At 71.1% G+C, this 24,796-nt stretch carries 23 protein-coding genes; 12 read left to right on the top strand and 11 right to left on the bottom strand.

What is annotated here, in order from left to right; genetic code table 11:
• Positions 1–45: 45 nt before the first annotated feature.
• Positions 46–444, top strand: coding sequence for a hypothetical protein (locus ACIBD9_RS25100; protein WP_396721325.1), 399 nt, complete (start codon positions 46–48; stop codon positions 442–444).
• An 82-nt stretch (positions 445–526) separates the two neighbouring features.
• On the opposite strand, the gene ACIBD9_RS25095 is transcribed toward ACIBD9_RS25100, so the two are convergent.
• The 3 genes from ACIBD9_RS25095 to ACIBD9_RS25085 form a co-directional block, all read right to left on the bottom strand.
• Complete coding sequence (locus ACIBD9_RS25095; RefSeq protein WP_396721323.1) at positions 527–1,696, bottom strand: hypothetical protein; 1,170 nt, start codon at positions 1,694–1,696, stop codon at positions 527–529.
• Complete coding sequence (locus tag ACIBD9_RS25090) at positions 1,693–2,208, bottom strand: SigE family RNA polymerase sigma factor (protein ID WP_396721322.1); 516 nt, start codon at positions 2,206–2,208, stop codon at positions 1,693–1,695. Before ACIBD9_RS25090 ends, ACIBD9_RS25095 begins: the two co-directional genes overlap by 4 nt.
• Positions 2,209–2,330: 122 nt before the next feature.
• Positions 2,331–3,509: a MalY/PatB family protein gene (locus tag ACIBD9_RS25085; protein ID WP_396721321.1), complete on the bottom strand. Its 1,179-nt coding sequence runs from the start codon at positions 3,507–3,509 to the stop codon at positions 2,331–2,333.
• 284 nt (positions 3,510–3,793) lie between these two features.
• Between ACIBD9_RS25085 and ACIBD9_RS25080 the strand changes: the two genes are divergently transcribed.
• Positions 3,794–4,840 (top strand): SMP-30/gluconolactonase/LRE family protein, encoded by a 1,047-nt coding sequence (locus ACIBD9_RS25080; protein WP_396721320.1) that lies wholly within the window; start codon positions 3,794–3,796, stop codon positions 4,838–4,840.
• A 50-nt stretch (positions 4,841–4,890) separates the two neighbouring features.
• Here the strand turns inward: ACIBD9_RS25080 and ACIBD9_RS25075 are convergent, their stop codons facing one another.
• Both ACIBD9_RS25075 and ACIBD9_RS25070 read right to left on the bottom strand, forming a co-directional pair.
• A complete protein-coding gene (locus tag ACIBD9_RS25075) occupies positions 4,891–5,529 on the bottom strand; it encodes a hypothetical protein (protein ID WP_396721319.1) in 639 nt (212 codons plus the stop codon).
• Complete coding sequence (locus tag ACIBD9_RS25070) at positions 5,526–5,687, bottom strand: hypothetical protein (RefSeq protein WP_396721317.1); 162 nt, start codon at positions 5,685–5,687, stop codon at positions 5,526–5,528. The genes ACIBD9_RS25075 and ACIBD9_RS25070 overlap by 4 nt, the downstream gene beginning before the upstream one ends.
• Before the next feature lie 72 nt (positions 5,688–5,759).
• Here ACIBD9_RS25070 and ACIBD9_RS25065 point away from each other — a divergent pair, with 72 nt between their 5' ends.
• From ACIBD9_RS25065 to ACIBD9_RS25040, 6 genes are all read left to right on the top strand, one after another.
• Positions 5,760–9,839 carry a tetratricopeptide repeat protein gene (locus tag ACIBD9_RS25065; protein WP_396721316.1) on the top strand — a complete coding sequence of 1,360 codons (4,080 nt, stop codon included), beginning with the start codon at positions 5,760–5,762 and terminating at the stop codon, positions 9,837–9,839.
• 66 nt (positions 9,840–9,905) lie between these two features.
• Positions 9,906–10,592 (top strand): haloacid dehalogenase-like hydrolase, encoded by a 687-nt coding sequence (locus ACIBD9_RS25060; protein WP_396721314.1) that lies wholly within the window; start codon positions 9,906–9,908, stop codon positions 10,590–10,592.
• Positions 10,593–10,991: 399 nt separating this feature from the next.
• Positions 10,992–11,513, top strand: coding sequence for a hypothetical protein (locus ACIBD9_RS25055; protein ID WP_396721312.1), 522 nt, complete (start codon positions 10,992–10,994; stop codon positions 11,511–11,513).
• Between the two features lie 2 nt (positions 11,514–11,515).
• On the top strand, positions 11,516–12,088 hold the full coding sequence (locus ACIBD9_RS25050; RefSeq protein WP_396721310.1) for a hypothetical protein: 573 nt from the start codon (positions 11,516–11,518) through the stop codon (positions 12,086–12,088).
• 7 nt (positions 12,089–12,095) lie between these two features.
• A complete protein-coding gene (locus tag ACIBD9_RS25045) occupies positions 12,096–13,325 on the top strand; it encodes an MAB_1171c family putative transporter (RefSeq protein ID WP_396721309.1) in 1,230 nt (409 codons plus the stop codon).
• Positions 13,322–14,182, top strand: a complete 861-nt coding sequence (locus ACIBD9_RS25040) for an oxygenase MpaB family protein (RefSeq protein WP_396721308.1) — start codon at positions 13,322–13,324, stop codon at positions 14,180–14,182. The genes ACIBD9_RS25045 and ACIBD9_RS25040 overlap by 4 nt, the downstream gene beginning before the upstream one ends.
• A gap of 50 nt (positions 14,183–14,232) precedes the next feature.
• Here the strand turns inward: ACIBD9_RS25040 and ACIBD9_RS25035 are convergent, their stop codons facing one another.
• Positions 14,233–14,898 carry a response regulator gene (locus ACIBD9_RS25035; protein ID WP_396721307.1) on the bottom strand — a complete coding sequence of 222 codons (666 nt, stop codon included), beginning with the start codon at positions 14,896–14,898 and terminating at the stop codon, positions 14,233–14,235.
• Entirely contained in the window at positions 14,895–15,743 is an 849-nt protein-coding gene (locus ACIBD9_RS25030; RefSeq protein WP_396721306.1) for a sensor histidine kinase, read from the bottom strand. The genes ACIBD9_RS25035 and ACIBD9_RS25030 overlap by 4 nt, the downstream gene beginning before the upstream one ends.
• Positions 15,744–15,855: 112 nt before the next feature.
• On the opposite strand from ACIBD9_RS25030, the gene ACIBD9_RS25025 reads away from it, so the two are divergent.
• Genes ACIBD9_RS25025 through ACIBD9_RS25015 form a run of 3 tightly spaced genes read left to right on the top strand, consistent with a single transcriptional unit; the run spans position 15,856 to position 17,953 of the window.
• Positions 15,856–16,569, top strand: coding sequence for an ABC transporter ATP-binding protein (locus ACIBD9_RS25025; protein ID WP_396721304.1), 714 nt, complete (start codon positions 15,856–15,858; stop codon positions 16,567–16,569).
• A complete protein-coding gene (locus ACIBD9_RS25020; RefSeq protein WP_396721303.1) occupies positions 16,563–17,315 on the top strand; it encodes a hypothetical protein in 753 nt (250 codons plus the stop codon). Before ACIBD9_RS25025 ends, ACIBD9_RS25020 begins: the two co-directional genes overlap by 7 nt.
• Positions 17,312–17,953, top strand: a complete 642-nt coding sequence (locus tag ACIBD9_RS25015) for a hypothetical protein (protein WP_396721302.1) — start codon at positions 17,312–17,314, stop codon at positions 17,951–17,953. Before ACIBD9_RS25020 ends, ACIBD9_RS25015 begins: the two co-directional genes overlap by 4 nt.
• A gap of 82 nt (positions 17,954–18,035) precedes the next feature.
• On the opposite strand, the gene ACIBD9_RS25010 is transcribed toward ACIBD9_RS25015, so the two are convergent.
• Genes ACIBD9_RS25010 through ACIBD9_RS24995 form a run of 4 tightly spaced genes read right to left on the bottom strand, consistent with a single transcriptional unit; the run spans position 18,036 to position 23,565 of the window.
• Complete coding sequence (locus ACIBD9_RS25010; protein ID WP_396721300.1) at positions 18,036–20,360, bottom strand: glycoside hydrolase family 3 N-terminal domain-containing protein; 2,325 nt, start codon at positions 20,358–20,360, stop codon at positions 18,036–18,038.
• A gap of 39 nt (positions 20,361–20,399) precedes the next feature.
• Positions 20,400–21,266, bottom strand: coding sequence for a carbohydrate ABC transporter permease (locus ACIBD9_RS25005; protein ID WP_396721299.1), 867 nt, complete (start codon positions 21,264–21,266; stop codon positions 20,400–20,402).
• Positions 21,263–22,261: a carbohydrate ABC transporter permease gene (locus ACIBD9_RS25000; RefSeq protein WP_396721298.1), complete on the bottom strand. Its 999-nt coding sequence runs from the start codon at positions 22,259–22,261 to the stop codon at positions 21,263–21,265. The genes ACIBD9_RS25005 and ACIBD9_RS25000 overlap by 4 nt, the downstream gene beginning before the upstream one ends.
• On the bottom strand, positions 22,258–23,565 hold the full coding sequence (locus tag ACIBD9_RS24995; RefSeq protein ID WP_396721297.1) for an ABC transporter substrate-binding protein: 1,308 nt from the start codon (positions 23,563–23,565) through the stop codon (positions 22,258–22,260). The genes ACIBD9_RS25000 and ACIBD9_RS24995 overlap by 4 nt, the downstream gene beginning before the upstream one ends.
• A gap of 139 nt (positions 23,566–23,704) precedes the next feature.
• Here ACIBD9_RS24995 and ACIBD9_RS24990 point away from each other — a divergent pair, with 139 nt between their 5' ends.
• Entirely contained in the window at positions 23,705–24,709 is a 1,005-nt protein-coding gene (locus tag ACIBD9_RS24990) for a LacI family DNA-binding transcriptional regulator (protein ID WP_396721295.1), read from the top strand.
• Positions 24,710–24,796 lie beyond the last annotated feature (87 nt).

Raw genomic sequence — 24,796 nt, 5'->3', positions numbered from 1 at the left:
CCGTCTTCGATGAAGGCGCCACCCGCGGCGGTCGAGGAGAGCATAATGATTGGTCTGGCGACCATCGGCGCCCTCGTCGGCGTCCTGCTCGTTGGTCTCGTGGTCCTGGTCCGTAAGCCGGCCGACGCCCGGTCGGTGCTCAGATGGTCGGCCCTGGCGATCACCGTGCTGGTGGCCGCCGCGCTGGCTCCCCTCACCGTGGACGACTCGGGCGTCGCGGCCAGCTATCTGCTCGGCGTTCCCGTGGTCGCGGCACTGCTGCCCGTTCTCGCGCAGCGGGCCGGTCGGCTGGCCCTGGTCGCCGATCTGGGGGCCGCGTTCGTCATCACCGGATGGGGCCTGCTGCTCGGGCTGGGCATCGGTGGCGCGTTCCTACCAGCGGCGATACTCCTGATCGCCAGCGCCGTGGGCAGCTGGGCGCCGCGCCGATCCACCACCAGGTAAGGCGGCCCAGTCGTCGCCGACCCGCGCCAGCAGCCGCAGCACGCTCCCGGCGAGCCGCGTGGTGGAGTTCTGGCTGAACTCCTCAGCGAACGCAGCGCCACGCCAGCGGCCGGTACGCCTGGTTCTCGTAGACGGCCCCGACCACCGTCAGACCGTCGTCGCTGATCCCCTCGGCCGTGTACGTGCCGGCCTCGGTGGCCCGGACCTCGGGTCGGCCCGGCAACCGACGGGAGGTGCCGTCCGAGGCCACCACCAGCGGCGCACCGTCGGTGACCAGCAGGTCTCCATTGGCCGCGATGCCGGCCGCCCCGGGGAAGGGCAACAGGTTCACCGCGCCGGTGGCGAGGTTCCACCGCACCGGCAGCATCTGCACGGCGCCGCCCTGTTGGCCGCCGGGAACCATGCCGATCGCCCAGTCGCCGTGCGCCGAGTCGACCGACGCACGCGGGTAGCCGTCGGGCACCGCCAGCGCCGCCCCGACGCCCTGCGGCGTCCACCGGTAGGGCAGTTCGCCCATCGTGCCGACGATCGTGCCGTCCTCGGTGATCCCGGTCGCCGACGATCCGCGCTGACCGAGCAGCCGGTACTGCTGTGGGTGGTCCGTCGACCACAGCACGGCGTGGTGTGAGTCGTCGGACCTGCGGGCGGTCCCGACGATGTCGCCCCGGCCGTTGACCGCGTGGACGAGCACCGCGTCGTAGCCGGGCGGGGTGGCCAGGAAGCGCAGCTTCCCGTCCCGGTACACCCACCCGGTGCCGTCTCCGTTGGTGCCGACCACCTGGCCGCTGGCGTTGACCGCCGCCGCGTGCCGCGCGGCCGCCGGCAGGACGACCGGCCGGCCGTTGGTCCACAGCACGACCCGCCCGTCCTCCTGCCCGGTTCCGATGTCGCCGACGATGTGCCGCCCGGTGGGGTCGACCCTGTTGGCCACCGCGACCGGGCCGTCGATGGGCTGCGACAACCACGACGCCTGGCAGGTGACCGGCGGGCGCGGAGCGGCCGACCCGGTTTCGGCAGGTGACACCGCGAGCGCCGGCGTGGTCGGCGCCGGCGCGTTGGCGGTCCCTCCGACCTCAACGGCACCCACGACGCCGACCCCGGCCAGCACCGTCAGCGCGGCGATCCCGCCGACGCGGTGACGCTGGCGGCGTCGCCGGCCATCGCGGACCGCCCGGATCACGTCGACCCGCGGCTCGGGAACCGGCACCGACCGCAGCAGCGCGGCGATCCGCTGGTCGTCCACCGTGGTCATTTCGGACTCCTCACTGACATCTCGGTGACGTCAAGCACCTGGCGAACGGCCGCCAGCGCCCGAGCCGTCTGCGCCTTCACGTTGCCTTCGGAGCAGCCCATCGCGGCGGCCGTGTCGGTCAGCGACAGGTCGCACAGGAACCGCAGGACCAGCACGGTGCGCTGGCCGCGCGGGAGGCGGGCGAGCGCGGCGAGCAGGCTGTCCCGCTCGGCCAGGTCGTCCTGCGGCGTCACCGGCGAGCGCTCCGGCTCAGGCACCGACCCCAGCAGCCGGACCTTCGTCCAGCTCAACCGCTTCTCATCGACCAGCTTGTGCACCAGCATCCGGTGTACGTACGCGTCGACGTTGTCGGCCCGGCTGACCCGGCGCCAGTTCACGTAGAGCGCCGTGATCGTCTGCTGCACCACGTCGTCGGCCAGATGGGCGTCGCCGCACATCAGGAACGCGGTCCGATGCAGGCTCGGCAGTCGCGCGGAGACGTACTCCACGAACTCACCCTCGGCATCCACCATCGAGGCTCCCTCCTCCGCAAGCTCGACGGGACCGGACGCCCATCGGGTTGCGTTGCCGTCGAAGTACGGTCGGAAGCCGGACCACTCGGCCGAGTCGGGGGGTGTGCAGCCCCGTTCCGGTCTCAGCCGACGGCGCTGGCCATCCGGCGGACCGCCTCGGTGACGAGCTCCGGCGCGGTGGCGAGGTTCAGTCGCACGTGCCCGCCACCGCCGGTGCCGAACGCCGAGCCGGGGTTGAGCGCCACCCGGCCGCGGTCGAGGAACACGGTGGCCGGGTCGTCACCGAGGCCGAGGGCGCGGCAGTCCAGCCAGGCCAAACAGGTGGCCGGACCGGGGTGGTAGCGGATGGCTGGCAGGTGCTCGGTGAGCAGCGCGGCGAGGAGCCGCCGGTTGTCGTCCAGGCCGGTCAACAGGGCGTCGAGCCACTCGCCGCCGTCGCGAAAGGCAGCGGTGTGGGCTATCACGCCGAGGTGGCTGGTGCTGACGCTGACCCCGATCGGGACCCGGGCGAGGTCTTTGGCCGCGGCCGGGCCGGCGACGAGGAGCCCACCGCGCAGGCCGGCCAGGTTCCACCCCTTGGAGGCGGACATCAGCGACAGGCCGTTCTCCGTGCCGGGCACCGAGAGGTACGGCACGAACCGCGCTCCCCCAGCCACCACCGGAGCATGGATCTCGTCGGCGACCACCCGCACCCCGTGCCGCTCGGCCAGACCGGCGACGGCGGTCAACTCGGCCGCGGTGTGCACGACGCCGGTCGGGTTGTGCGGGCTGCAGAGCAGGTACGCCGCCGGCCGTCCACCGGTCCGAGCCCGCCGGAACGCGTCCTCCAGCGTGCCGGGGTCGATCCGCAGGTCCTCGCCGAGCGGCGCCTCCACTATCCGGCGGTCGGCGTGCGCCACGGACTCGTAGAACGGCGGGTAGACCGGGCAGTTGACGACCACCGCGTCCCCCGGTTCGGTGACCAGGCGCAGCGCCTCGACGACGCCGTGCATCACGTCGGGTACCAGCCTGGTGCGCTCCACGGCCAGCCCGTCCCAACCCCACCGCCGGGCGGCGAACTCGGCCAACGCCTGCGGGTAGGCCGTGCCGGCGGTGTATCCGGTGTCGCCGCGCGCGACGGCGTCGGTGATCGCTCGCGCGACCGGCTCGGCCAGCGGCACGTCCATCTCGGCCACCCAGAGCGGCAGAACGTCGTCGGGGTACTCCCGCCACTTGAGGCTCGTTCGCTGCCGGAGCTGGTCGATCGTGAGCTGACGGAGGGGATTCACCGCGGTTCGGGCACCACTGAGCAGGCCACTCATGGCCCAACCCTATTCCCTGCCGTCGGTGCCCGACGCCCCGAGCCACCGCCGGTCCATCCACTGTGGTCGTACCGGAAGGATTTTCCAGCACTGTTCGGCATTGAGCAGCGTCTTTGCGTTCGCTCTTGATCCGGGGCCGGAAGAAACGGCGAAAGACTGCTGCGGGTCGCCAGTTCATAACCTAGGCTCCCGAATACCCACATCGACGGCCCGCCCTCACGCCGTGCCAGCCACCGACCTCGCACGCCGGCCATCGCCACCCTCGACGCCGATTGGAGTATTCGATGACCTGGCGTCCCACCATTGCCGCACTGGCCGGCCTGTGCCTCGCGGTCAGCGCCACCACACTGCCCGCCGGTGCTGCCGTCGACGCTGCGCATGTTAGCGCTCACGTCACCCTCGCCGGCCCGCCCGGCGCACCGCCCGGGGTCTGCCCGACGGGAGCCAGCTACGGCCCACCGCTGCCGGCCAGCACCCTGACGGCCCCGCGAATCCAGGGCGGGTTCACCTTCCTCGAAGGGCCGGTCTGGGTCGCCGACGGCGGCTACCTGCTGCTGTCCGACATGGCGGCCGGCACCGGTCCGTACAACGTCCAGCCGTCGACGATCCGCCGGTTCACATCGCCGGCGACCTTCGACACGTTCATCGCCAACGCCGGCAGCAACGGGCTGGCGCTCAGCGCCGACGCCCAACAACTCGTCGCGGCAACCCACGACCAGCGCAGCGTTTCCACGTACCGGCTGAGCGACCGGGTCCGCGGCACCGTCGCGGCGAACTACCAGGGCCGGGCGTTCAACTCGCCGAACGACGTCGCGGTCCGTTCCGACGGCGTCGTCTACTTCACCGACCCCAACTTCCAGCGCGGCAACCGCGCCGACCAGATGAGCGGGCGTACCAGCGTCTTCCGCGTCTCCAACGGGCAGGTGTCGCTGGTGGACGACCGGTTGCGCCAACCCAACGGCATCTCGCTCTCCCCGGACGGGTCCGCGCTGTACGTGGGCGCCTACTCCGAGAACAAGATCTACAAGTACGCGGTCCAGCCCGACGGCAGCATCGGCGCCCGCAGCGTTTTCGTGAACTACATCGGCGGCCCGGACGGCGGCACGATCGACTGCGCCGGCAACGTGTACTGGACCTCGGGCGGCGACTCCCTGGTCCACGTCTACTCCCCCACGGGCACCCAGCTCGGCACGATCCGGCCCGGCAACACCGGCACGACAAACGTGGCGTTCGGCGGCCCCGACCGGCAGACCCTCTACGTCACGTCGGGCCCGTGGGGCGACTCCGGGCTGTACAGCGTGCGACTCAACATCCCCGGATATCCGTACTGAGCGACGGCTGATGGCGCGCCGCTGCCGTCGTGGCCCGACGTGGCGGCGCGCTACCCAGCGGTGGCGGCGATGAACACCACCGCCCCGACCACCACCAGCGCGGCGGCCAGGAAGGTCTGCCGGCGGGCCCGGCGCAACGCCTCCCGGACCTGCCAGGCGTGCGCGGTGGCGAGCAGCCACCGCAGGTACGGGTCGGTCCGGGCGATGTTGCGACGCGCGGTGGCAAGCCCTTCCCGCAGGACCTCCCGCTCCTGCGGCGGGGCCGTCGACAGGCGGCCGGTGATCTCCGCGGCGATCCGGCGGTGCCGCAGCAGGCCGTCGACGTCACCGGCGTACCCGCCGAAGTGGTACCAGGGCTCGGCCTCCAGCCGCTCGCGCAGACCGCGCAGCTCCGGCCCGGTGAGCGACGCCGGCGTGGTCATCGGCGGGACGAGCACCTCGCTGGTCCGCCAGATCGCCCAGGCGACGCCGAGCAGCGCCACCAGCAGACCGCCGCCCGCCCACATGGCGTGGATCCAGTCGGTGACCTTGCCGGCGGCGATCAGCGGGCCACCACCGAGCAGCAGCGCGCCCACCGCGCCGGCCGAGGAGATGATCCACCGTGCCGCGGCCCGGCTGTCCGCGACCGAGTCCAACGGGGACGGCAGCGCGTCCAGCCCTGCGCCGCTGGTCGGCGACTCCGCGGTCATCGGGGATCGTCGCGGAAGACGACACCCAGTGGGCCGTTCTCGTCGTCGGGCAGATCGGTGTACGGCACCCAGCGCTGGCCGTCGAAGAACTCCAGCTCGCCGCTGTCGTTGATCCGCACGGCGTTGACCTGCGCAAGCTCCTCAGGATCGTCAGCCATGGATACAGTATCGGTCAGTCCGGCAATCCGCCCCGGCGTCGGGTCGTCCGCCGGCGACAGCGGGGGGCCTCTTTGATCCGGTTGACCGTCAGCGCGACCGGCGTGGTCCTGGCCGTCCGAGGCGAGCGGTGGCGGCGCCCGGTGGGCCTGGCCGACCAACGCACCGCCGACCTGCTCTGGCGGCTGCGCGGCAACCCCTCGGTGGAGCTGTCGTACGAGGTAGGCGTCGCGCTCGGCCGCCGCTTCCTCGACGCCCCCGGCCCGGCCCTGCGCGCGGAGCTGGCCCGGCCCGGCCGGCACCGGCTCGGCATCGAGGTCATCGACCCGGCCCTGGCCGACCTGCCCTGGGAGACCCTGGTGCTGCCCGGCGAGGAGCTGCCGCTGGCACTGCACCCCGACGTCGACGTCTTCCGGACCGGCCCGGACACACCGGTACCCACGGTCCGGGTGGACGGCCCGCTGCGGATGCTCGCGGCGATCGCGAGCCCGGACGACTCCACCCAGCCGCTGCTGGACCACGAACGGGAACTCGGGCGGATCCTCGGCGCGGTGGAACCCGGGCACCGGCACGGGGTGCGGGTGCGCGTCCTGGAGTGGGGCAGCGCCGACGCGATCCGGGCGGCCCTCGCCGAGGAGCCGTTCCACATCCTGCACGTCTCCAGTCACGCGCGCCCCGGCGCGCTGCTGCTGGAGACCCCCACCGGCGCGGAGGACCGCGTGGACGCCGCACGGTTCCTGGCCGAGGTGCTGCCACCCGACCGGACCGTGCCGTTGATCGTGCTCGCCGGCTGCTCCACCGCCCGGCCGGACCAACGGGAACTGCCCGGGCTGGCCGGCGCGCTGCTGGCCCACGGTGCACCGGCGGTGCTGGCGATGAACGGGACGGTCAGCGACGCGTACACCATCGAGTTCTGCGCTCGGCTCTACGAGCGGTTGGCCGCCCGGAGCGAGCCGGAGCTACTCGCGGAGGTCTCCGCCGTACGCCGCGAACTGGCCCCGACCGCCGCCGAGTGGTGGATGCCGACGCTGTTCCTGGCCGACCACGGGCTGCGGCTGGCCGGCGGACGCGACAGCGGGGGCATCGCCGCGCCGACCGAGCAGTCGGTCGTCGGGGACGGCGTGGTGCGCGCGCCCACGGACTTCGTGGGCCGCCGTGAGCTCCTGCGCCGACTGTCCCGGGGACAACTGCGGGTGCTCGTGCACGGCATCGGCGGAATCGGCAAGACGAGTCTCGCCGCGGAACTCGCGCAGCGGTTCCGCGACGCCGGCGGCATCGTCGTGGCGACCCACGGCGACGCCACCGTCGACGGGATCCTCGACGAGCTGCGCCGCCAGGTGGAGATCCGCTGCGCCGGGTCGGCTCCCGACGACCCGCTGCGGCAGCTCCTCGTCGCCCTCGCCGAGCCGGGCCACGACTGGCGACGACGACTGGCGACGATCGGCACCGTTGGCCCGCCGCTCCTGCTCGTCCTCGACAACGCCGAGGACGCCCTGGACGCCGAGCACCGGTTGGCCGACGCGGACCTGGCCGCGTTCCTCGCCGCCTGGGCGGCCCGGTACGAGCTGGTGGTGACCAGCCGGCACCCGTTCCCGGTCGCCGGTCTCGAAACCTGCCATCTCGGCCCACTCTCCTGGCAGGAGACCCGCAAGCTGCTCTGGCGGCTGCCGGGCGTCGGCCGGCTGACGCCGGCGGAACAGCAACGGATGTGGCACCGGCTGGGTGGTCACCCGCGCGCGCTGGAATACCTCGACGGCCTGCTGCGCGGCGGCCACGCCCGATCCGACGAGGTGGCCAGCCGGCTGGCGGCGGCCGGCGGCGGCCGGGACGCCGGGCCGGCGGAGGACGGCACGCCGCTGGCCGAGGCCGGCGCGCTGGCCGCCGAGGACGTGCTGCTGCCCCGGCTGCTCGCCCGCCTGGAGGCCGTCCCGGCAGCCCGCCGGTTGCTGCTCGGCGCGGCGGTGTACCGCACCCCGGTAGACCGGACCGGCCTCGCCTGGCAGCTCGCCGACCCGACGGACGGCGGCGACCCACCACCGGAGCCCGCGGGGCTGGACGAGTCGGTCGAGACGCTGTCGCAGCTGGGGCTGCTCGCCCCGGTGACCGGGGGCCATCTGGTGCACAGGTGGACGGCGGCGAGCCTGCTGCGGATAGCGGGCCGCGACGCGGTGGTCGACTCGCATCGCCGGGCCGGCCGGTACTGGGGCTGGCGGGCCCGGTCCACGAGGGACCAGCACGAGTTCATCCGTCGGGTCGTCGAGGCGCGGTACCACCACCTGGCGGCGGGTGACACCGACGAGGTCGTCGCCTACTCGGAGTTGGCCTGCCAGGAGTTGCACGCGGCCGGGCACTGGGCCTGGGAGGAGAAGATCTGGCGTGAGCTGCTGCCGATGGCGCCGCCGGGCTCCGCGCGCGCGGCGAGCTTCCTCAAAGGGCTCGGCGACGTGCACCTCAACCGGGGCGAGTACCCGCAGGCGACGGAACGCTACGAGGCGGCGCTTGCCGTCTACCGGGAGCTCGGCGATGAGAGCGGGGTCGGCAAGCTCCTGCACCAGTTGGGCCTGGTGGCCGGCGACCGGGGCGACCTGGCGACAGCGGACCAGCTGTACCAGGAGGCAATGACGATCCTGAGCCGGCTCGGCGACCGCGGGGCGGTCTCCCGATCGCTGCACCAACTCGCCGGCATCGCCCGCAGCAACGGCGACCCCGAGCTGGCCATGACGCGCTACCTCGACGAGCTGGCGATCGCCCGGGAACTCGACGACCTGGACGGGATCGCGGCGGCTCACCACCAGATCGGCATGCTCGCCTTCGAAGCCCGGGACTTCGTGAAGGCTGAGCAGTGCATCCAGGTGGCCATCACCACCTACGGGCGGTTGGGCGTCCGGGTGCAGCAGGGCAGCGGGTTGGTGATGCTCGGACGGATCGCTCTCGCCCAGTTCGCGTACGACACCGCCGAGTCCCGGGTCCGGGCCGCCTTGAAGATCTTCGAGGAGGTCGGCAGTAACGGCCACATCGCGGAGTGCACGCTGCTGCTCGGTCACCTCGCTCGCGACCTCGGCGACCTCGAATTCGCCGAGAGCTGCTTCGCTCGCGCCCGGACGATCGTCGCGGCGCTCGGCGAGGCCCGGCTGCTGCGCCGTTGCGACGAACTGGTCGGCGGCGTCCGGACCGTTCTCGGCCGGGTCGCCGAGGCGGTGCCGCACACCCTGGGCGCGCTCGGCGGGGACGACGTGCCGCCGCACCAGTCGGCCCTGGAGTGGCTGGCCGTGCAGCGCCTGGAACTGGGCGCGGCCTTCGCCGACGTGCTGGCCCGACACCTCGACCCGGAGCAGGCGGCGTACGTGGCCGACCGGGTCGAAGCCTACCTGCGGTTCCGATTTGACGGTTCCCACCCGACCCCGCTCGGCAGCGGATACGTCCTGCTCGCCATCGCCGCCGCCCAGGCGGGCGAATTCGGCACCGCCCGGATGTGCCTCCTGCGGGCACTGCCGATCTGCGCCGCCGCCGGCTACCAGGCGGGGGTCGCCAAGTGCCACGAGGATCTCGGCATGGTGGCGCTGGAGACCCGCCAGCTCGCCGAGGCCCGGTCCCGCTACGAGCAGGCGCTGGAGGTCTACCGCGCGTTGCGACACGAGACCAACCAGGCCATCGTCCTGCACCAGCTCGGCCGGGTCTGCGAGGAACAGGAGGACCTCGCGGGCGCGGACGGGTTCTACCGCCGCTCGATCGCGATCAAGGAACGGCTGGGGAACCGGTCGGGCGTCTCCAACAGCACCTTCCACCTGGGCCGGGTCGCCGGCCTGCGCGGCGACCAGGCCCTGGCCGAGCGGTGCTACCGGACCTGCCTGCGGATCGACCGCGAGCAGGGCAACTGGGAGGAGGTGGCGCTGGACCAGGTGGCGATCGGGCAGCTTCGCGTCGAGCAGGGCCACCCGGCGGAGGGCATCCCGCTGATCGTCGAGGCACTGGTCATCGACCGCCAGATCGGGTCGACGAACGCGGCGCTCGATCTCAACGCGCTGCGCGAACTGCGGGCCGGACTTGGCGACGAGGCGTTCACGGCCATCCTCACCGACGCCTTCGGCCCGGCCCGCGCCGGTGAGGTGCTCGACCTCATCGCGGTGCTGCCGGCCGCGGCCAAGCCGACCTGACCCACCCGGCCGCCCGTACACTCGGCTGATGGCGCACCGCCCGTGGCACCGGGGTCGGTGAAACCCGTGAGGGCACCGGCCCCCGGCACCGTGATCGTCGATTTCGACGGTGTGCTGCTGCGCGGCGACGCCTTCGGGCTGTTCCTGCGACGCACTGCCTTCGCGGGTTCTCGGCTGCCGCTCGCCGTCGTCCTGCTCGTTCTCCTCGCGCCCATCGCCGTCGTTCCCGCCCTCCGTCCGTGGGCGGCGCGGTGGATCAGCCGGATCGGCTTGTTGGGCTGGAACGCGGACGAGCTGCGGGCAGAGCTCGAACGCTTCGGCGCGGACCTCGGTGCGGAGCCGGGGCGGATCATCTCGCCCGGTCTACGGATGATCCGTACCCACCTGGCCGCAGGCGACCGGGTCATCGTGGTGACCGCGTGCGAGCACACCCTGGCGCGCGCGGTGCTCGACGCGATCGACCTCGCCGGGGTCGAGCTCGTGGCCTCGCGCATTCGTGGGCCGCGACTGATCGTGCACAACCACGGGGCGACCAAGATGGCGCAGCTCGCCGTTCAGGGGGTGACGCCACCGTGGCAGGTGGCCTACAGCGACTCCCTGTCGGATCTGCCCATCCTCAGCGCCGCGCAGCAGCCCGTGCTGGTCAACGCGAACGCGCGTCAGGTCGCCAGGGCGCGGCGGTTACTCGGCGCCCGGCTGGCCACCGTCACCTGGATGAGTGGGCACGGCCCGGCCGAGGATCCTGACAACTGAGCCGGCTACCGGGTGACCGTCCGGCGCCACTGTCGCTGGGCCGCCGGCAGAAGAACTTGTCCTCTGCCGGAGCGGCCCAGCGACCCCCCACCAACAAGCGGCGACCGGGTAGGTGTGGTCTGCCGCCACCGAACCGACGCGCGAGCCACGCCGCGGGAGAGGCCCCCGTTGCTCCTTGCGGAGCTAACCCCTCCCACCGATGACTTCCCGGGTTCGGCCGGCCGGACCACACGCTCATCCGGCGCGCAACGGGTGTTGAGCCGATCGGGTTCACGCTCAACGCACGTTGCTCCAAACAGGAGCGAGCATACGCTCACGTTCCGTGCACGTGTCAACATCTGTTTTGCCTCGCGGCGTATCTGCGACACTGTCGTTTAGGCGGCTGGAGGGTGAAGAACCATGGTTGACGATTGGCCTGAAGAGCAGGAGCTGCCACCCCTCGACACGCTGGCCGCGAGGCTGGAGTACCTCTTCGACAAGATCCGCCCGACGCCCGACGAGCTCAGCGACTCCGACGAGTCCGGGCGCAGGTACACCAACCGGGAGATCGCCGACAAGATCAACGAGGTGGCGGCCGAGACGGGCGTGACGATCAGCGCCGCCTACATCGGAGAGTTGCGCCGAGGCGTGGCCAGCGATCCCCGTACCTCACACGTCCGTGCCCTGGCCGCCGCCTTCGGAGTCAACTCGGGCTACTTCGTCGACGACGCGGCAGCACGACGAACAGCGGACCAGATCACGCTGCTCAACGAGCTGCGCCGGATGGACGTCAAGCAGGTGGCGCTGCGCCAGGTGCTGGCCGACAACGGGCTCTCCGCGACGGACACCATGCTCATCGAGCAGATGGTGGCCCGCTTGCGAGCCGTGGCGGCAGGTGTCGGCGCCGGCACGACCAGTTCCGCGCCGGCCGATCGCGGCTAGCCGTGCAGATCCTTCGGTGGGAGTACACCGACGAGCGGGAGAACGCTGACGTGAAGTTGCACCGACTACGCAGGCGCTGCGAGCGGATCGTTGCCGAGCTTGAGGTGCCCGAGCCCTTCGACATCCGCAAGCTGTGCGACGTCCTCGCCGAACGGCGTGGCCGGCCGATCCACCTGGTGCCGATCAAGCTGCCGGCACAGACCGTGTGCGGGATGTGCGTACCAACCCGTGACTTCGACGCCATCTTCTTCGAGCAGGACACCTCGCCGCTGCACCAGTTGCTGATCATCGGTCACGAGTTGGGTCACCTGCTCGCCGGCCACCGGGCGACCGAGGTGCTGGACGCGGACGCCTCCCGCCTGTTACTACCGGACCTCGACCCGCAGCTGGTCCAGCGCAGTCTCGGTCGCAGCAACTACGCCGCGGCCGAGGAACGCGAGGCCGAGATGATCGGCTCACTGCTCCTGCGGCGGGTCCGCGGCAACCGCAGCGACGTGGACGACGCGCCGTTGACCGGCCGGGACGTCGAGCTGTACGGCCGGCTGCGGCACTCACTCGAACATCCCCACTGGTAGCGCCGGAATGGACACCGTCCTCTACGCGGTATGCGCCGCGGTCGGCTGGATCGCCCTCGGCTACATGGTGCGGCTCCAACGCCGGCACCCCAGCCAGGCCCGCCGCGCGATCTGCTTCGGTCTCGGCGCGTTCGCCGCCGGGATCACGGTCGCCATCCCGCCCGTCGCGACCGCGATCGACGAGGTGTCCGGGCTACCCAACCTGGCCAAGGTGATGGCCCACGCCGGCGCGCTGGCCATCTCGGCGAACGCCGAGATCATGCTCCTGCACTTCGCGCTTCCCCCGGCGACGGCCACCGCCCGGGCCCGCAGGTGGATCTGGGTCACCGCGTGCGCGTTCCTCGTCATGGTCGGCCTGTTCGCCTACACCCTCACCTACGACGAGCCGGTGCTCCTGACGGTCGAGTACGCCACCGACCCCGTCGTGACCGCCTACCTGCTGATCTTCCTGATGCTCGGCTTCTTCGCCTACTGCTTCGACATCACCCGGCTGTGCTGGAGCTTCGCGAAGATCTGCGGACGACCCTGGTTGCGACGTGGCCTCCGCATCACCGCAGTCGGGGCCGCCTTCGCGCTGCTCTACAGCACCAACAAGATCGGGTATCTCGTCGCCTACTGGGCCGGCTACCAACCGGTCGGCGAGCGACAGATCGCCGCGGTCCTGGTGACCATCGGCGCTCTGCTCATCACGATCGGCCTCACCATGCCGGCGTGGGGGCCCACCCTCAAGATCACGCGACGGTGGGAGGACTACCACTCCTACCGACGACTCGAACCGCTCTGGCGTGACCTCATCGCGGCCCTTCCCGAACTCGAACTTGACCCCACCCTGCGCCGACGCCGGGCAGCCGTCCGCGACACCGACTACGCGCTGACCCGCCGGGTGGCCGAGATCCGCGACGGCCGCCTGGCGCTGCGCCCGTACATGGATATCAGTGTGACGGCGCTGGCCGCACAGTTCGCCGAGCGAGCCGGGCTGACCGCCGAGGAGCGGCAGGCATCAGTCGAGGCCGCCCACCTGGCCTGCGCCCTGCGTCGCCACGGCGCCGGTCTGGTGGCCGCGGTCCCGCAACCCGCCGACGAGCTGCACCGCCCGGACGGCGGCTACGCCGGTGAGGTCGCCTGGTTGACGCTGGTCACCGAGGTCTACGCCCGCTCGCCGGTGGTGGCCCAGACGATCGCCGCGACCCGGGAACCGGCCACCCCGCATCCCACCGCTGGAGACGCCCGCCGATGAGAGGCCGCTACGCCAACCTGACCCGGACCCGCGCTCTCGACCCGGAGCGCGACTACCTGGCCATCTACCAGACGATGCTGCGCTACGAGTTTCCCTGGGACCTGAAGCTCGGGCTCAACCTCGCCTTCAACAGGTCCTTCTCCGTCCCCGCCATCGCCAGGGTGCACACCGCCACCGGCGAGTTGACCGAACGCACCCAGAAGCGGATCGACGACACCGGCCTCCTGATGTACGAGATGGTGCTCAACGGCTTCGACCAGCCGCGGGGCCGTGAGGCGTTGCGGCGCGTCAACCAAATCCACCGTCCATACGACATCAGCAACGATGACTTCCGCTACGTCCTCGGCTGCCTGGTCGTGGTCCCCACCCGGTGGTTGCAGGAGTACGGCTGGCGCCAACCCTGCTGCCACGAACGTCAGGCCACGTACCTCTTCTACCGGGAGCTCGGCCGGCGGATGGGCATCACCGACATCCCCGGGTCGTACGACGAGTTCGAGACCTGGTTCGACGCACACGACGCGGCTCACCTGCGGCCCAACGACGACGCGGCGGCCATCGAACGCGCCACTCGCATGCTGATGCTCACCCGGCTCCCCCGAGTGCTCGCGCCACTGGGAAACGCACTGGTCAGCGCCATGTACGACGCGCCGCTGCGACGGGCAACGCGGGTCGGCACGCCGGCCTGGCCGGTCCGGGCGGGGCTGCACCTGGCCTTGAAGACGCGCTCGCGGTTGCAGCGGTGGTTCGGGGCGCCACGGACGACGGCGTTGTTCGCCGACGGGATCAGGGCCAGGAGCTACCCCGACGGGTACGAGATCAGCCAGCTCGGGCCGCACCACGATCGGGCGGACGAATAGGTATCTCGGCGGCGACAGCGAACGCGCGACGCAGACCGCGACGCTCAATCTCAGTGACGCGGCCGCACCAGCCCCGCGTCGAAAGCCGCGATGACCAACTGTGCCCGATCTCGTACGGCCAGCTTCGCCAGCAGGTGCGTGATGTGCGTCTTCACCGTCTTCACGGAGATCACCAGGGCAGTTGCGATCTCGTCGTTCGACAGGCCGCCGCCGATCAGTGTCAGCACCTCGACCTCCCGGCCGGTCAGCCCGCGCAGCGCCGCTGTCGGCCGGTCCGGGTACGGCGCAGCGACGTAGTGCGCCACGAGCCGGGTGAGGATCGACGGCGCGAACAGCGATTCACCTCGGTGGGTCCGGCGGATCGCCTCGATCAGCTCCTCCGGGCGAGAGTCCTTCAGCAGGAAGCCGGACGCGCCGGCGTGCAGCGCCTCGTACACGTACTCGTCGAGTTCGAACATGCTCAGAACCAGCACGCGGGCGGCGGACAGCGCGGGGTCGGCACAGATGCGGCGGGTGGCCTTGAGGCCGTCGAGGTGCGGCATCCGCACGTCCATCAGGATGACGTCGGGGCGGGTGGTCCGGGCCTGCGCCACGGCGTGTGCTCCATCGCCGGCCTCACCGACGACGGCCAGGTCCGGCTCGTTGTTGATGATCATGGTGAGGCTGTGTCGGAGCAGCGCCTGGTCGTCTACCAGCAGCACCCGGATGCCGCTCACGCTGCCCCGTCCCGAATGCGCGCGGTGACGCGGAAGCCCTGGTCGACGTGCTCCGCGGACAGGGTGCCGCCGAGACTGCCGATCCGCTCCCGCAGCCCGGCCAACCCGTGCCCAGCACCGGGTGTTGCCAGCCATCCGTCACCTTGCGGGCCGGCGTCCGCAACCGTGGCCACCACGTACGTTCCGTCCCGAGACACCCGCACCCGAACGTCTGTCGGGCCCGCGTACCGTGCCGCGTTGCTGAGCGCCTCCCGCACGGTCTTGCAGACGGCGACCTGTACACCCTGCGATACCGAACCGAGCGGCTCGACCGTCAGCCGTGTTCGAAGCCCCGCGAGCGACGCCCCGTGCACGATGCCGGGTAAGTCGTCGAGGTTGTCCACCGGAGCACGGCGGCTGGCGGCCGACGGCTCACGGAGGACGGTGAGCATGCGGCGCAACTCGGCCGTCGCGTGCCGGCTCGCGTCCTCGATGTCGGTGAGCGCCGCCTCCACCTCGGCAGGTTTGGGTAGGTGCCGGGTGGCCGCCGCGCGGACCGTAATCAGACCCAATCCGTGCGAGACGATGTCGTGCAGGTCGCGGGCGATCCGCAGCCGTTCGGCGAGCACCGCCTCGGACGCCGCCCAGGCGGTCAACCGGGACTCGTAGGCGGTTCGGTCGGTGCGTGACCGTCGCACCGCCCACACCGCGGCGGCGACAGCGCCGCCGGCGATCAGCGGCGGCACGACGACCGCGAGCGGGCCGCGCGCGCCGACCGTACACATGGCCATCACCAGCACGCTGGTCACGACGACAACAACCGGCACGGCCCTGGACTGCCCGGAGGGGCGCGGATGGGCGTTCACCACCCCGACTGTAGATCTCAGACCAGGGTCTGACGGTCCGTGGCCCGACCCGGCCGTCGAAATCCGAGAACGGTCGGATGTACGAGGGCCGACGCGCCGGTTGACTCGACGCATGATCACGATCGAACGCGTCAGCAAGACCAGGAGCAGGACGCAGATCCTGTACGACGTCAGCTTCGAGGCCCAGCCCGGCCGGGTCACCGGCTTCCTCGGGCCGAACGGAGCCGGCAAGACGTCCACGCTCCGTATCCTGCTCGGCCTGGACCGCCCACAGAGCGGGACTGCACTGATCTGCGGGCGCCCGTACCGGAACTTGGACCGCCCGCTGACAACGGTCGGCGCGCTGCTCGACGGCAGCGGCGCGCACCGGGCCCGCCAGGCCCGCGCCCACCTGCGGTGGGTGGCCGCCAGCAACGGGCTGCCCGATTCCCGCGCCGACGAGGTCCTCGAGATCGTGGGCCTGACGGGCGCCGCGCGCAAGCGTGCCGGCCGTTTCTCGCTCGGGATGAGCCGCCGGCTCGGGCTCGCCACCGCCCTGCTCGGCGACCCCGAGGTGCTGGTGCTGGACGAACCGGTCAACGGCCTCGACCCGGCCGGGATCCGCTGGATCCGCGGGTTCCTCAAGGACAGCGCGGCGGAGGGCCGCACCGTCCTGCTCTCCAGCCACCTGATGGGGGAACTGGCCGAGATCGCCGACGACGTCATCGTGATCGACAAGGGGCGGGTCGTGATCCAGGGCAGCCTCGTCGACGTCACCGGCGGTCATCGCACGCTCGAAGACGCCTTCCTGGCGCTGACCGCCACCGAGGCTGGCGGATCATGGTGAGCCTTGTTCGCGCCGAGCTGCGTAAGCTGCTCGGCCTGCCCACGGCCTGGGTCGCCCTGGTGCTGGGCACCCTGGCGGCACCCCTGATCGTCGTGCTGAACGCGCCGTACACCCGCCGCGCGATCGCCGCCGGCACCGTCACCGACACGTCCGATCTGGGCCTACGCGACCTGGGCCTCGGTCTTATCGGTCCGATGATCCTCGGGGTGATCGTGGTGAGCAGCGAATACACGTCCACCGGACCGGACAGCCCCGGCGCCCGCCAGCTCACCACGACGCTCACCGCCGTCCCCGACCGCCTGCGTCTGCTCACCGCGAAGACCACCGCACTGGTGCTTGTCGTCGCGGCACAGGCGGCGGTCACCGCCGCCGCCGCACTCAGCCTCGCCCGAGTGCTGCACGGCGACCACGCGCGGACACCCACCGCGGCCCGAGTCGCCGGCGCGATCCTCTACTGGACGCTGACCGCCTTGCTGGCCTACGCGATCACGCTGATCACTCGCAACGGGATAGTGCCGCTGACACTGCTGATCGTCAACAACACGGTCGTCTCGGTGTCGTACCTGCTGACGAAGGTCACCGACCTCGCCGCCTACCTGCCGGACATCGTCGGGGCGCGGATGTTCATCCGCGCCGCGGACTTCCCCGTGGAGATCTCCCCGCTGACCGCCGGACTGGTGATGACCGCCTGGGTCGTGGCGTTACTCGCGGTCGGCGCGGTCCTGTTCCACCGGCGGGACGTGTGACCACCGCCCGTGCGGAACTACGCAAACTGCTGACCCTGCCGTCGCTGCGCCTGACCGTACTGCTGACCTGGACCGCCCACCTGGCACTGACCTGGGCGTACAGCGTGGCCGAGTCTCGCGGCGAGCCACTCGGCGACAACGCCGCCCTGGCGCCACTCAGCTACACCCAGGCCGGCTTCCTGGTGCTCGGCGTGCTGGCGGCCGCATCCGAGTACGAGGAGGGCGGCCAGATCCGCACCACACTGCTCGCGTCGCCCCGGCGGCTGCCTCTACAGGCGGTGAAGGCCCTCACGCTGGCCGTGGTGACGCTTCCGGTAGCCGCCACGACGGCGGCCACCAGTGCGTTGCCGGCCGGCGAGGCCACGTGGACACCGGCCGCAACCGCGTACCTGACGCTCACCACACTGCTCGGGGCGGCATTCGCCAGCGTCGTGCGCCGCGCAGTGCTCGCCGTGATCCTGTTGGTCGGTCTGTACTTCATCGCGGGACCGCTGATCCGCACCTGGTCCGCCACCAGCGCTGCTTACCTACCGGACACCGCGGCCCTCGACCCGTCCCGCGGCGCCGCCGCAACGGTCGGCTGGACCCTCGGTGCCCTGGCCCTCGCCGCCTACACCTTCCACCGACGCGACGCCTAGGTGTGCACATCTCCACCTGGGGGCACGCGAGTGGGGCCGGTCCGCCGACACGTCCACGAGGACTGACGGCGGACCGGCCCTTTCAGCGGATGTCGGTGGTGGTCCAGCGTGGCGAGGCGTTGGTGACCGGAACGGTGTCACCGACCAGCGTGGTCAACGCCTGGGCGTCCCGCCGCCCGCTGGTGCCGACCCAGAGTTCGACGTCGCCGGGCTCCACGACGCGGGTAAACGTCCGGTCGGAGAAGGCCAGGCGGGTGGTGGGGACTGTCAGCTCGACCGTGACGGACTGGCCCGGTTCCAGGTGGACTCGCCGGTAGCCGAGCAGCTGCGCCACCGGCCGGGTCACCGAGGCGACCAGGTCGCGACCGTAGAGCTGGACCACGTCGTCGCCGGCGACCGCGCCGGTGTTCGTCACCCGCACCGTCACCCCGAGCGCCCCGTCGGTGGGCACCGTGCCGGGCACGGTGAGGTCGCCGTACGCGAACGTCGTGTAGGACAGGCCGTGGCCGAACGGCGCCACGGGCGTCGCCGGCAGGTTGGTCACCTCGTTGCCCGCACCGAGGGTGGGGTGCAGGTAGGAGTACGGCTGCGCGCCGGCCGACCTGGGCAGGCTGACCGGCAGCCGGCCCGACGGGTTGACCCGCCCGGAGAGCACTCCCGCGATCGCCCCGGCGCCCTCCTCGCCCGGGAAGAACGCCTGCACCACCGCCGCGCATCGCGAGAGCGCCCAGCCGACCGCGTACGGCCGGCCGGTGAGCAGCACGAGGACGACAGGTGTGCCGGTCGCCAGCACCGCCTCGACCAGTTCGCGCTGGACGCCGGGCAGCTCCAGGTCGTCCCGGTCGCAGCCCTCGCCGACCGTGCCGCGTCCGAAGAGGCCGGCGTGGTCGCCGACGACCAGCACGGCGACGTCCGCTCCGGAGGCCGTGGCGACCGCCTCGTCGAAGCCGGATCGGTCGTCGGTGTCCACGTCGCAGCCGCGCGCCCAGGCGACGAGATCGCCGCCGAACTCGGCCCGCACGGCGTCGAGCACGGTCGGCACCTCGATGCCGGTCTCCACGCCGGGGTGCTGGACGAGGACGTGGTTGAGGAATGAGTAGCACCCGAAGAGCGCACCCTGCCGGTCGGCGTTCGGGCCGATGACGGCCACCCGTCGCCCCGCCGGCAGCGGCAGCGTGTCCCGGTTGGCGACCAGCACGATCGATTCCTCGGCGAGCCGGCGGGCGATCGACCGGTGCTCCGGCGAGTCGAGGTCGATCGCCGGGGGCGGCTCGTCGTTGAAGGTCGCGTCGAGCAGACCGAGGTCCTGCTTCTGCCGCAACACCCGCAGCACCGCGCGGTCGATGAGCGCCTCGTCGACCTTGCCCGCCCGCACCGACTCCCCCAGGGTCAGATAGGCGTCGCCGGTCGGCAGTTCGACGTCGACACCGGCGGTCAACGCCTGCCCGGCCGCGTCCGCGTGATCGCCCGCCACCTGGTGCAGCAGGTTGAGGAACGCGACCCCGTAGTAGTCGGCCACCACCGTGCCGTCGAAGCCCCACTCATCCCGCAGGATGCCGGTCAGCATCGTCGGGTCGGCGGCGACGGGCACCCCGTCGATCTCGGCGTACGAGTGCATGACACTGCGGGCGTCGCCGTCGAGGATCGCCATCTCGAACGGGAGGAGCAGCACGTCGGCCAGTTCCCGGCGGCCGACGTGCACCGGAGCGAAGTTGCGTCCGGCGCGCGAGGCGGAGTAGCCGGCGAAGTGCTTGAGGGTGGCGTGCACGCCCTGCGACTGCAGGCCGCGCACGTACGACGTGCCGATGGTGCCGACCAGGTACGGGTCTTCGGCGATGCACTCGTCCACCCGACCCCAGCGGGGGTCACGGATCACGTCGAGCACCGGAGAGAGCCCCTGGTGGACGCCCAGGGCCCGCATCGAGGCGCCGATCGCCGCGGCCATCTCGGCGACCAGTTCGGGGTCGAACGCCGCACCCCAGGCCAGTGGGGTGGGGAAGGTGGCCGCCTTCCACGCGGACAGCCCGGTGAGGCACTCCTCGTGGACGATCGCCGGGATGCCGAGGCGGGTCCCGGTGACCAGGTCCCGCTGGAACTTCCACAGCCAGGCCGCACGTTCCGCCGCGTCCAGGGGACGGGTGCCGTAGGCGCGGGTGAGGTGACCGAGCCCGTGCCGGGAGAAGTCCTCGAGCTTGAAGGCGTCGCCGAACTCTCCCTGCAACGGTGCGACCGCCTCGCCGTCCTCCTTTTCCCAGAAGCCGACGAGCTGGGCGATCTTCTCCTCGATCGTCATCCGGCCGAGGAGATCGCGTAGGCGCGCCCCGCCGTCGTGCCCGTCCGGACGGCCGTGCCCCGGACCTGCCTGAGCCGGCGCCGGCCCGTCCACCACCGCGTGGACCTCAGTCATGCTGTGCCTTCCTGTGGTTGTGCTCAGTACCGCTGCCGCTCAGCCCTTGACCGCACCCTGCAGGCCACCGACGATCTGCTTCTCCGCGAGCGTGAAGAAGAGCAGTGCCGGCAGCATCGCCAGCGAGGTGAAGGCGAGTACGCCTGCCGTGTCGGTGGTGTACTGGCTGGAGAAGTTCTGCACGCCCAGCGGCAGCGTGTGCAGGTTGACGTCGCTGAGCACGAGCAGCGGCAGCAGGAACGAGTTCCAGCTCGCCACGAACGCCAGGACGCCAACGGTGACGAGCGCGGGCCGCGACAGCGGCATCGCGACGCGCCAGAGGAAGCCGAGCCGACTCGCACCATCGATGGCGGCGGCGTCCTCCAACTCTCTCGGGATGGCCGAGAGGAAGGGACGCAGGATCACGATCGTCAGTGGCAGTGAGAAGGCGACCTGCGGCAGGATCACCGCGTAGTAGGAGTTGATCAGGTTCAGGTCACGCAACATGAGGTAGAGCGGCAGGATCGCCGCCCCGGCCGGAAACAGCAGGCCGAGGGTGAAGAAGGTGTAGAGCCCCTCCCGCCCGCGGAAGCGGTAGCGGGCGAGCACGAACGCGGCGGCCAGCCCGAGCACGACCACGGCCAGCGTCGTGCCGAGGGCGATGACCGCGCTGTTGAACGCCTGTTGCCAGAAGTTGCTCTGGGTCAGCACCCTGGCGTAGTTGTCCCAAACGAACGGGTCGGGCAGGCCGGCCGGGTCCGCGACGATCTGCGGGGTGGTGCGGAACCCACCGATGACGACGTAGATGACCGGGGCGATCGACACCGCCGCGATCGCGAGGGCGAGCGCGTAGGTGAGCGGCGTGCCCCAGGACACCTGACGGCGCCCGGTGGACGGGGGGAGAACCGTGTTCACGGCCATCGTCACTTCGCCCTTCCGGTGATGGCGCCCTCGATGTCGCGGCGGAGCAGGAACCGCTGGAACAGCAGCGCCGCCACGAAGGAGATGACGAACAGGATTACCGCCACGGCGTTGCCGTAACCCCAGAGCCGGGCGAAGAACCCGTTGTCCACCATGTAGGTCGCCATGGTGGCCGATGCGCCGAGGGACCGCACCGCGGGCACCGAGGTCACCCAGATCATGTCGAAGATCTGCAGCGAGCCGATCATGGACAGGAACATCCAGATCCGGATCGTCGGGCCGAGCAGCGGGATCGTGACGTGTCGTTGGATCTGCCACCAGCTCGCGCCGTCGATGGCCGCCGCCTCGGTCAGCTCGTCGGGCACATTGGACAGTCCGGCGAGGAGCAGGATGATGGCGAAGCCGACGTATTTCCAGGTGAGGATGGCCAGCAGGGTCCAGATGACCACATCCAGGTCCGCCAGCCAGGCCTGCACCAGGCCGCCCATTCCCAGCGACCGCATAAGAGCGTCGACAGTGCCGTGGTCGGTCAGCAGCAGCTTCCACATGATGCCGACGGTGACCTCGGCCAGCACGTACGGCACGAACACCAGCAGGCGGAACACCGCCCGCCCACGGAAGCGGCGGTTGAGCAGCAGGGCGACGCCCAGGGCGATCGGGCCCTGGATCAGCAGCGACCCGAACACGATGATGGCGTTGTTGCGCAACGCGTCGAGGAAGATCGGGTCCTGGAAGGCGAGGGTGTAGTTCCGCAGGCCGACGAACTCGGTGGGAGGCCCGACACCTCTCCACCGGAACAGGCTGTAGTAGACCGCGAAGCCCATCGGCACCAGCACGAACATCACGTAGATCAGGACGGCCGGCGTGGTGAGCCCGATGATCTCGTACCACTTGCGGCGGTTGTCGGCTCGGCGGGCGGAGTCGCGCCCGGCCCTGTGGGGGCCCGCCGGCGACGCGGAAGCGCCGCCGGCGGGCATACGGATCTGGTTGGCGGAGGTCACTTGCTTGCGGCCGCCTTCATTGCCGAGACGACCTTCTCAGGCGTCCCGTTGCCGGCGAAGATGGCGACGATCGCGTCGTTCATCGCGTTGCCGACGGTGCTGCCGTAAGCCGTGTCCAGCCAGAGCTGGACGTAGCTCGCGCTGGAGGTGGCCTCCAGGATGGACTTCAACGCGGGGTCCTTCACGGCGTCCGCCGCGCCCTTGGCGACAGGCAGGCCGGTGCCGGTCTCGGCGTAGCCCTTCTGCACCTCGGGGCTCACGATGTACTTGAGGAACTCGACGCACTCCGCCGGGGCGTTCTTGGCGCAGGAGAACCCGTCGCCACCGCCGAGAGCCGCCTTCGGGTCGCCCGGGGAACCGGAGATCGCCGGCACCGGGAACCACCCGAGGAACGACGCGAGCTTCGCCTTGTCCGTGGTGACGGTGTCCAGCGTGCCGCGGTTCCAGTCACCCATGAGCTCCATCGCGGCCTTGCCGTTGGCGAGCATGCCGTTGGCGCTGGTCGGGTCGTTCTGGCCCGGGGTGGCGATGAAGTTGGGCTGGAACGGCTTGGTGTCGATGAACGTCTTCAGGTCCTGGCCGGCCTTCACGAAGCACGGGTCGTCGAAGTTCTTCTCCGCGGAGGCCTTCTTGAGGGCGTCGACCGAGCAGGCGCGCAGCGCCATGTTGTACCACCAGTGCGCGGCCGGCCACTTGTCACCGGCGCCCACGGCGATCGGAATGACGTTGGTCGCCTTGAGCTTGGTGACCGCGGTGTTGAGTTCCTCGAAGGTGGTCGGCGGAGCCGAGATGCCCGCCTTGGCGAACATTTCCTTGTTGTACCAGATGCCCTCGATGCCCATCCGGAACGGCAGGCCGTACTGCTTGCCCTTGACCTGCCAGATCTCCGCGGCGCTGCCGATGTCGCCGACCTCGGTCTTGGTCTGGTCGGTGATCTCCTTGAGGTAGTCGGCCTCTACCTGCTCGGTCATCTCGCCACCGCCCCAGGCCTGGAAGATGTCCGGCGGGTCGCTGCTCAGCAGCGCGGCAGGGAGCCGGGTGCGCTGGAGCTGGTTGGTCTCGATCGCCTCGATCTCGATCTTGACGGTGGGGTGGAGCGCGGAGAAGTCCTTGGCGACCTTCTCCCAGTAGGTCTTGCCGGGCCCGTCCTGGGAGGCGTTGTGCCACCAGGTCAGGGTCACCGGGTCCTTGTACAGCTCGCTCTGAGGGGCCGCCTCTTCGCCGCCGCCGGAACACCCGGCGAGGACGACAACACTTGTCATTAACAGTGCCAGAACGGCACTCGCACGCCGCTTCGTTGCCATCGATGTCTCCTCGACTAGTCAGTCGCGGTACTCGGCCTGCGGCGAAGTTTTACAGTCATGTAACTTGATGTCAATCGGTATCGATAACGTTTTCGAGTCGCTGACGACGCACCCCCGGCGGGGCCCTATCATCATCGACGTGGTGTTTCAGCAGCGCGTCAAGATGTCGGATGTGGCACGTACTGCCGGCGTCTCGGTCGCGACCGTGTCGAAGGTCGTCAACGGCCGCTACGGCGTGGCCCAGGCGACCGTGGAGCGCGTCCAGCAGGTCATCCACGAGCTCGGCTACGAGGCGAGCCTGGGGGCGCAGAGCCTGCGCAGCCACCGCACCAACGTGCTCGGCATCCTGGTCGCCGAGTTCGAGCCGTTCTCCACCGAGCTGCTCAAGGGGGCGTCCCAGGAGGTCGCGGGGAGCGGATACCAGCTGCTGGCCTACTCCAGCGGGGACGGCGAGGGCGCCGCCGTGGGGTGGGAGCGGCGCTCGCTCGCCCGGCTCTCCGGCACTCTCATCGACGGCGCCGTGATCGTCACGCCGACCGTGGTCGAGACCGAACACAGCTTCCACGTCGTGGCCGTCGACCCGCACACGGGGCCGTCCGACCTGCCCACCGTCGATTCGGACAACTTCGCCGGCGCCGTGCTGGCGACCAACTACCTACTGTCCCTCGGCCACACGCGGATCGGGCACATCAGTGGCCGCACCGACCTGAAGTCGGCGCAGCTGCGCGAGGCCGGCTTCCGCAGTGCGATGGCCGAGGCCGGGGTGCCGGTGGACGAGCGGCTCGTCCGCGTCGGCGGGTTCCGGATCGAGAGCGCCGCCGGCACGGCCGCGGAGCTTCTCGCCCTGACCGACCGGCCGAGCGCGATCTTCGCGGGTAACGACCTCTCCGCGATCTCCACGATGACCGTGGCCCGCGACATGGGCCTGTCGGTGCCCGACGACCTGTCGGTGATCGGCTTCGACAACGTCCCGGAGTCGGCGCTGGTCAACCCGCCGCTGACGACCATCATGCAGCCGCTGCAGCGGATGGGGGCCGAGGCGTTGCGCCTGCTCATCGACCTGATCGCCGGTGTCGAGCGGGACACCCACATCCGGCTCCCCACCGAGCTGGTCATCCGGTCGTCCTGCCGCCCGCAGCGCTGACGCCCTCGGGCCGGGCGCGGCACCGGCCGGCGAGCGCTCCCGTCTCCGCGAGCGCCGGTCCGGGCCGGAGTCGTCGGGGTGGGGGCA

It is taken from the genome of Micromonospora sp. NPDC050784 (genome assembly GCF_044456765.1).
In the GTDB taxonomy this organism is placed as follows: Bacteria; Actinomycetota; Actinomycetes; order Mycobacteriales; family Micromonosporaceae; genus Micromonospora; species Micromonospora foliorum.
The sequence above is the reverse complement of the archived record's forward strand: the minus strand, read 5'-3'. Positions and strand labels throughout refer to the sequence as shown.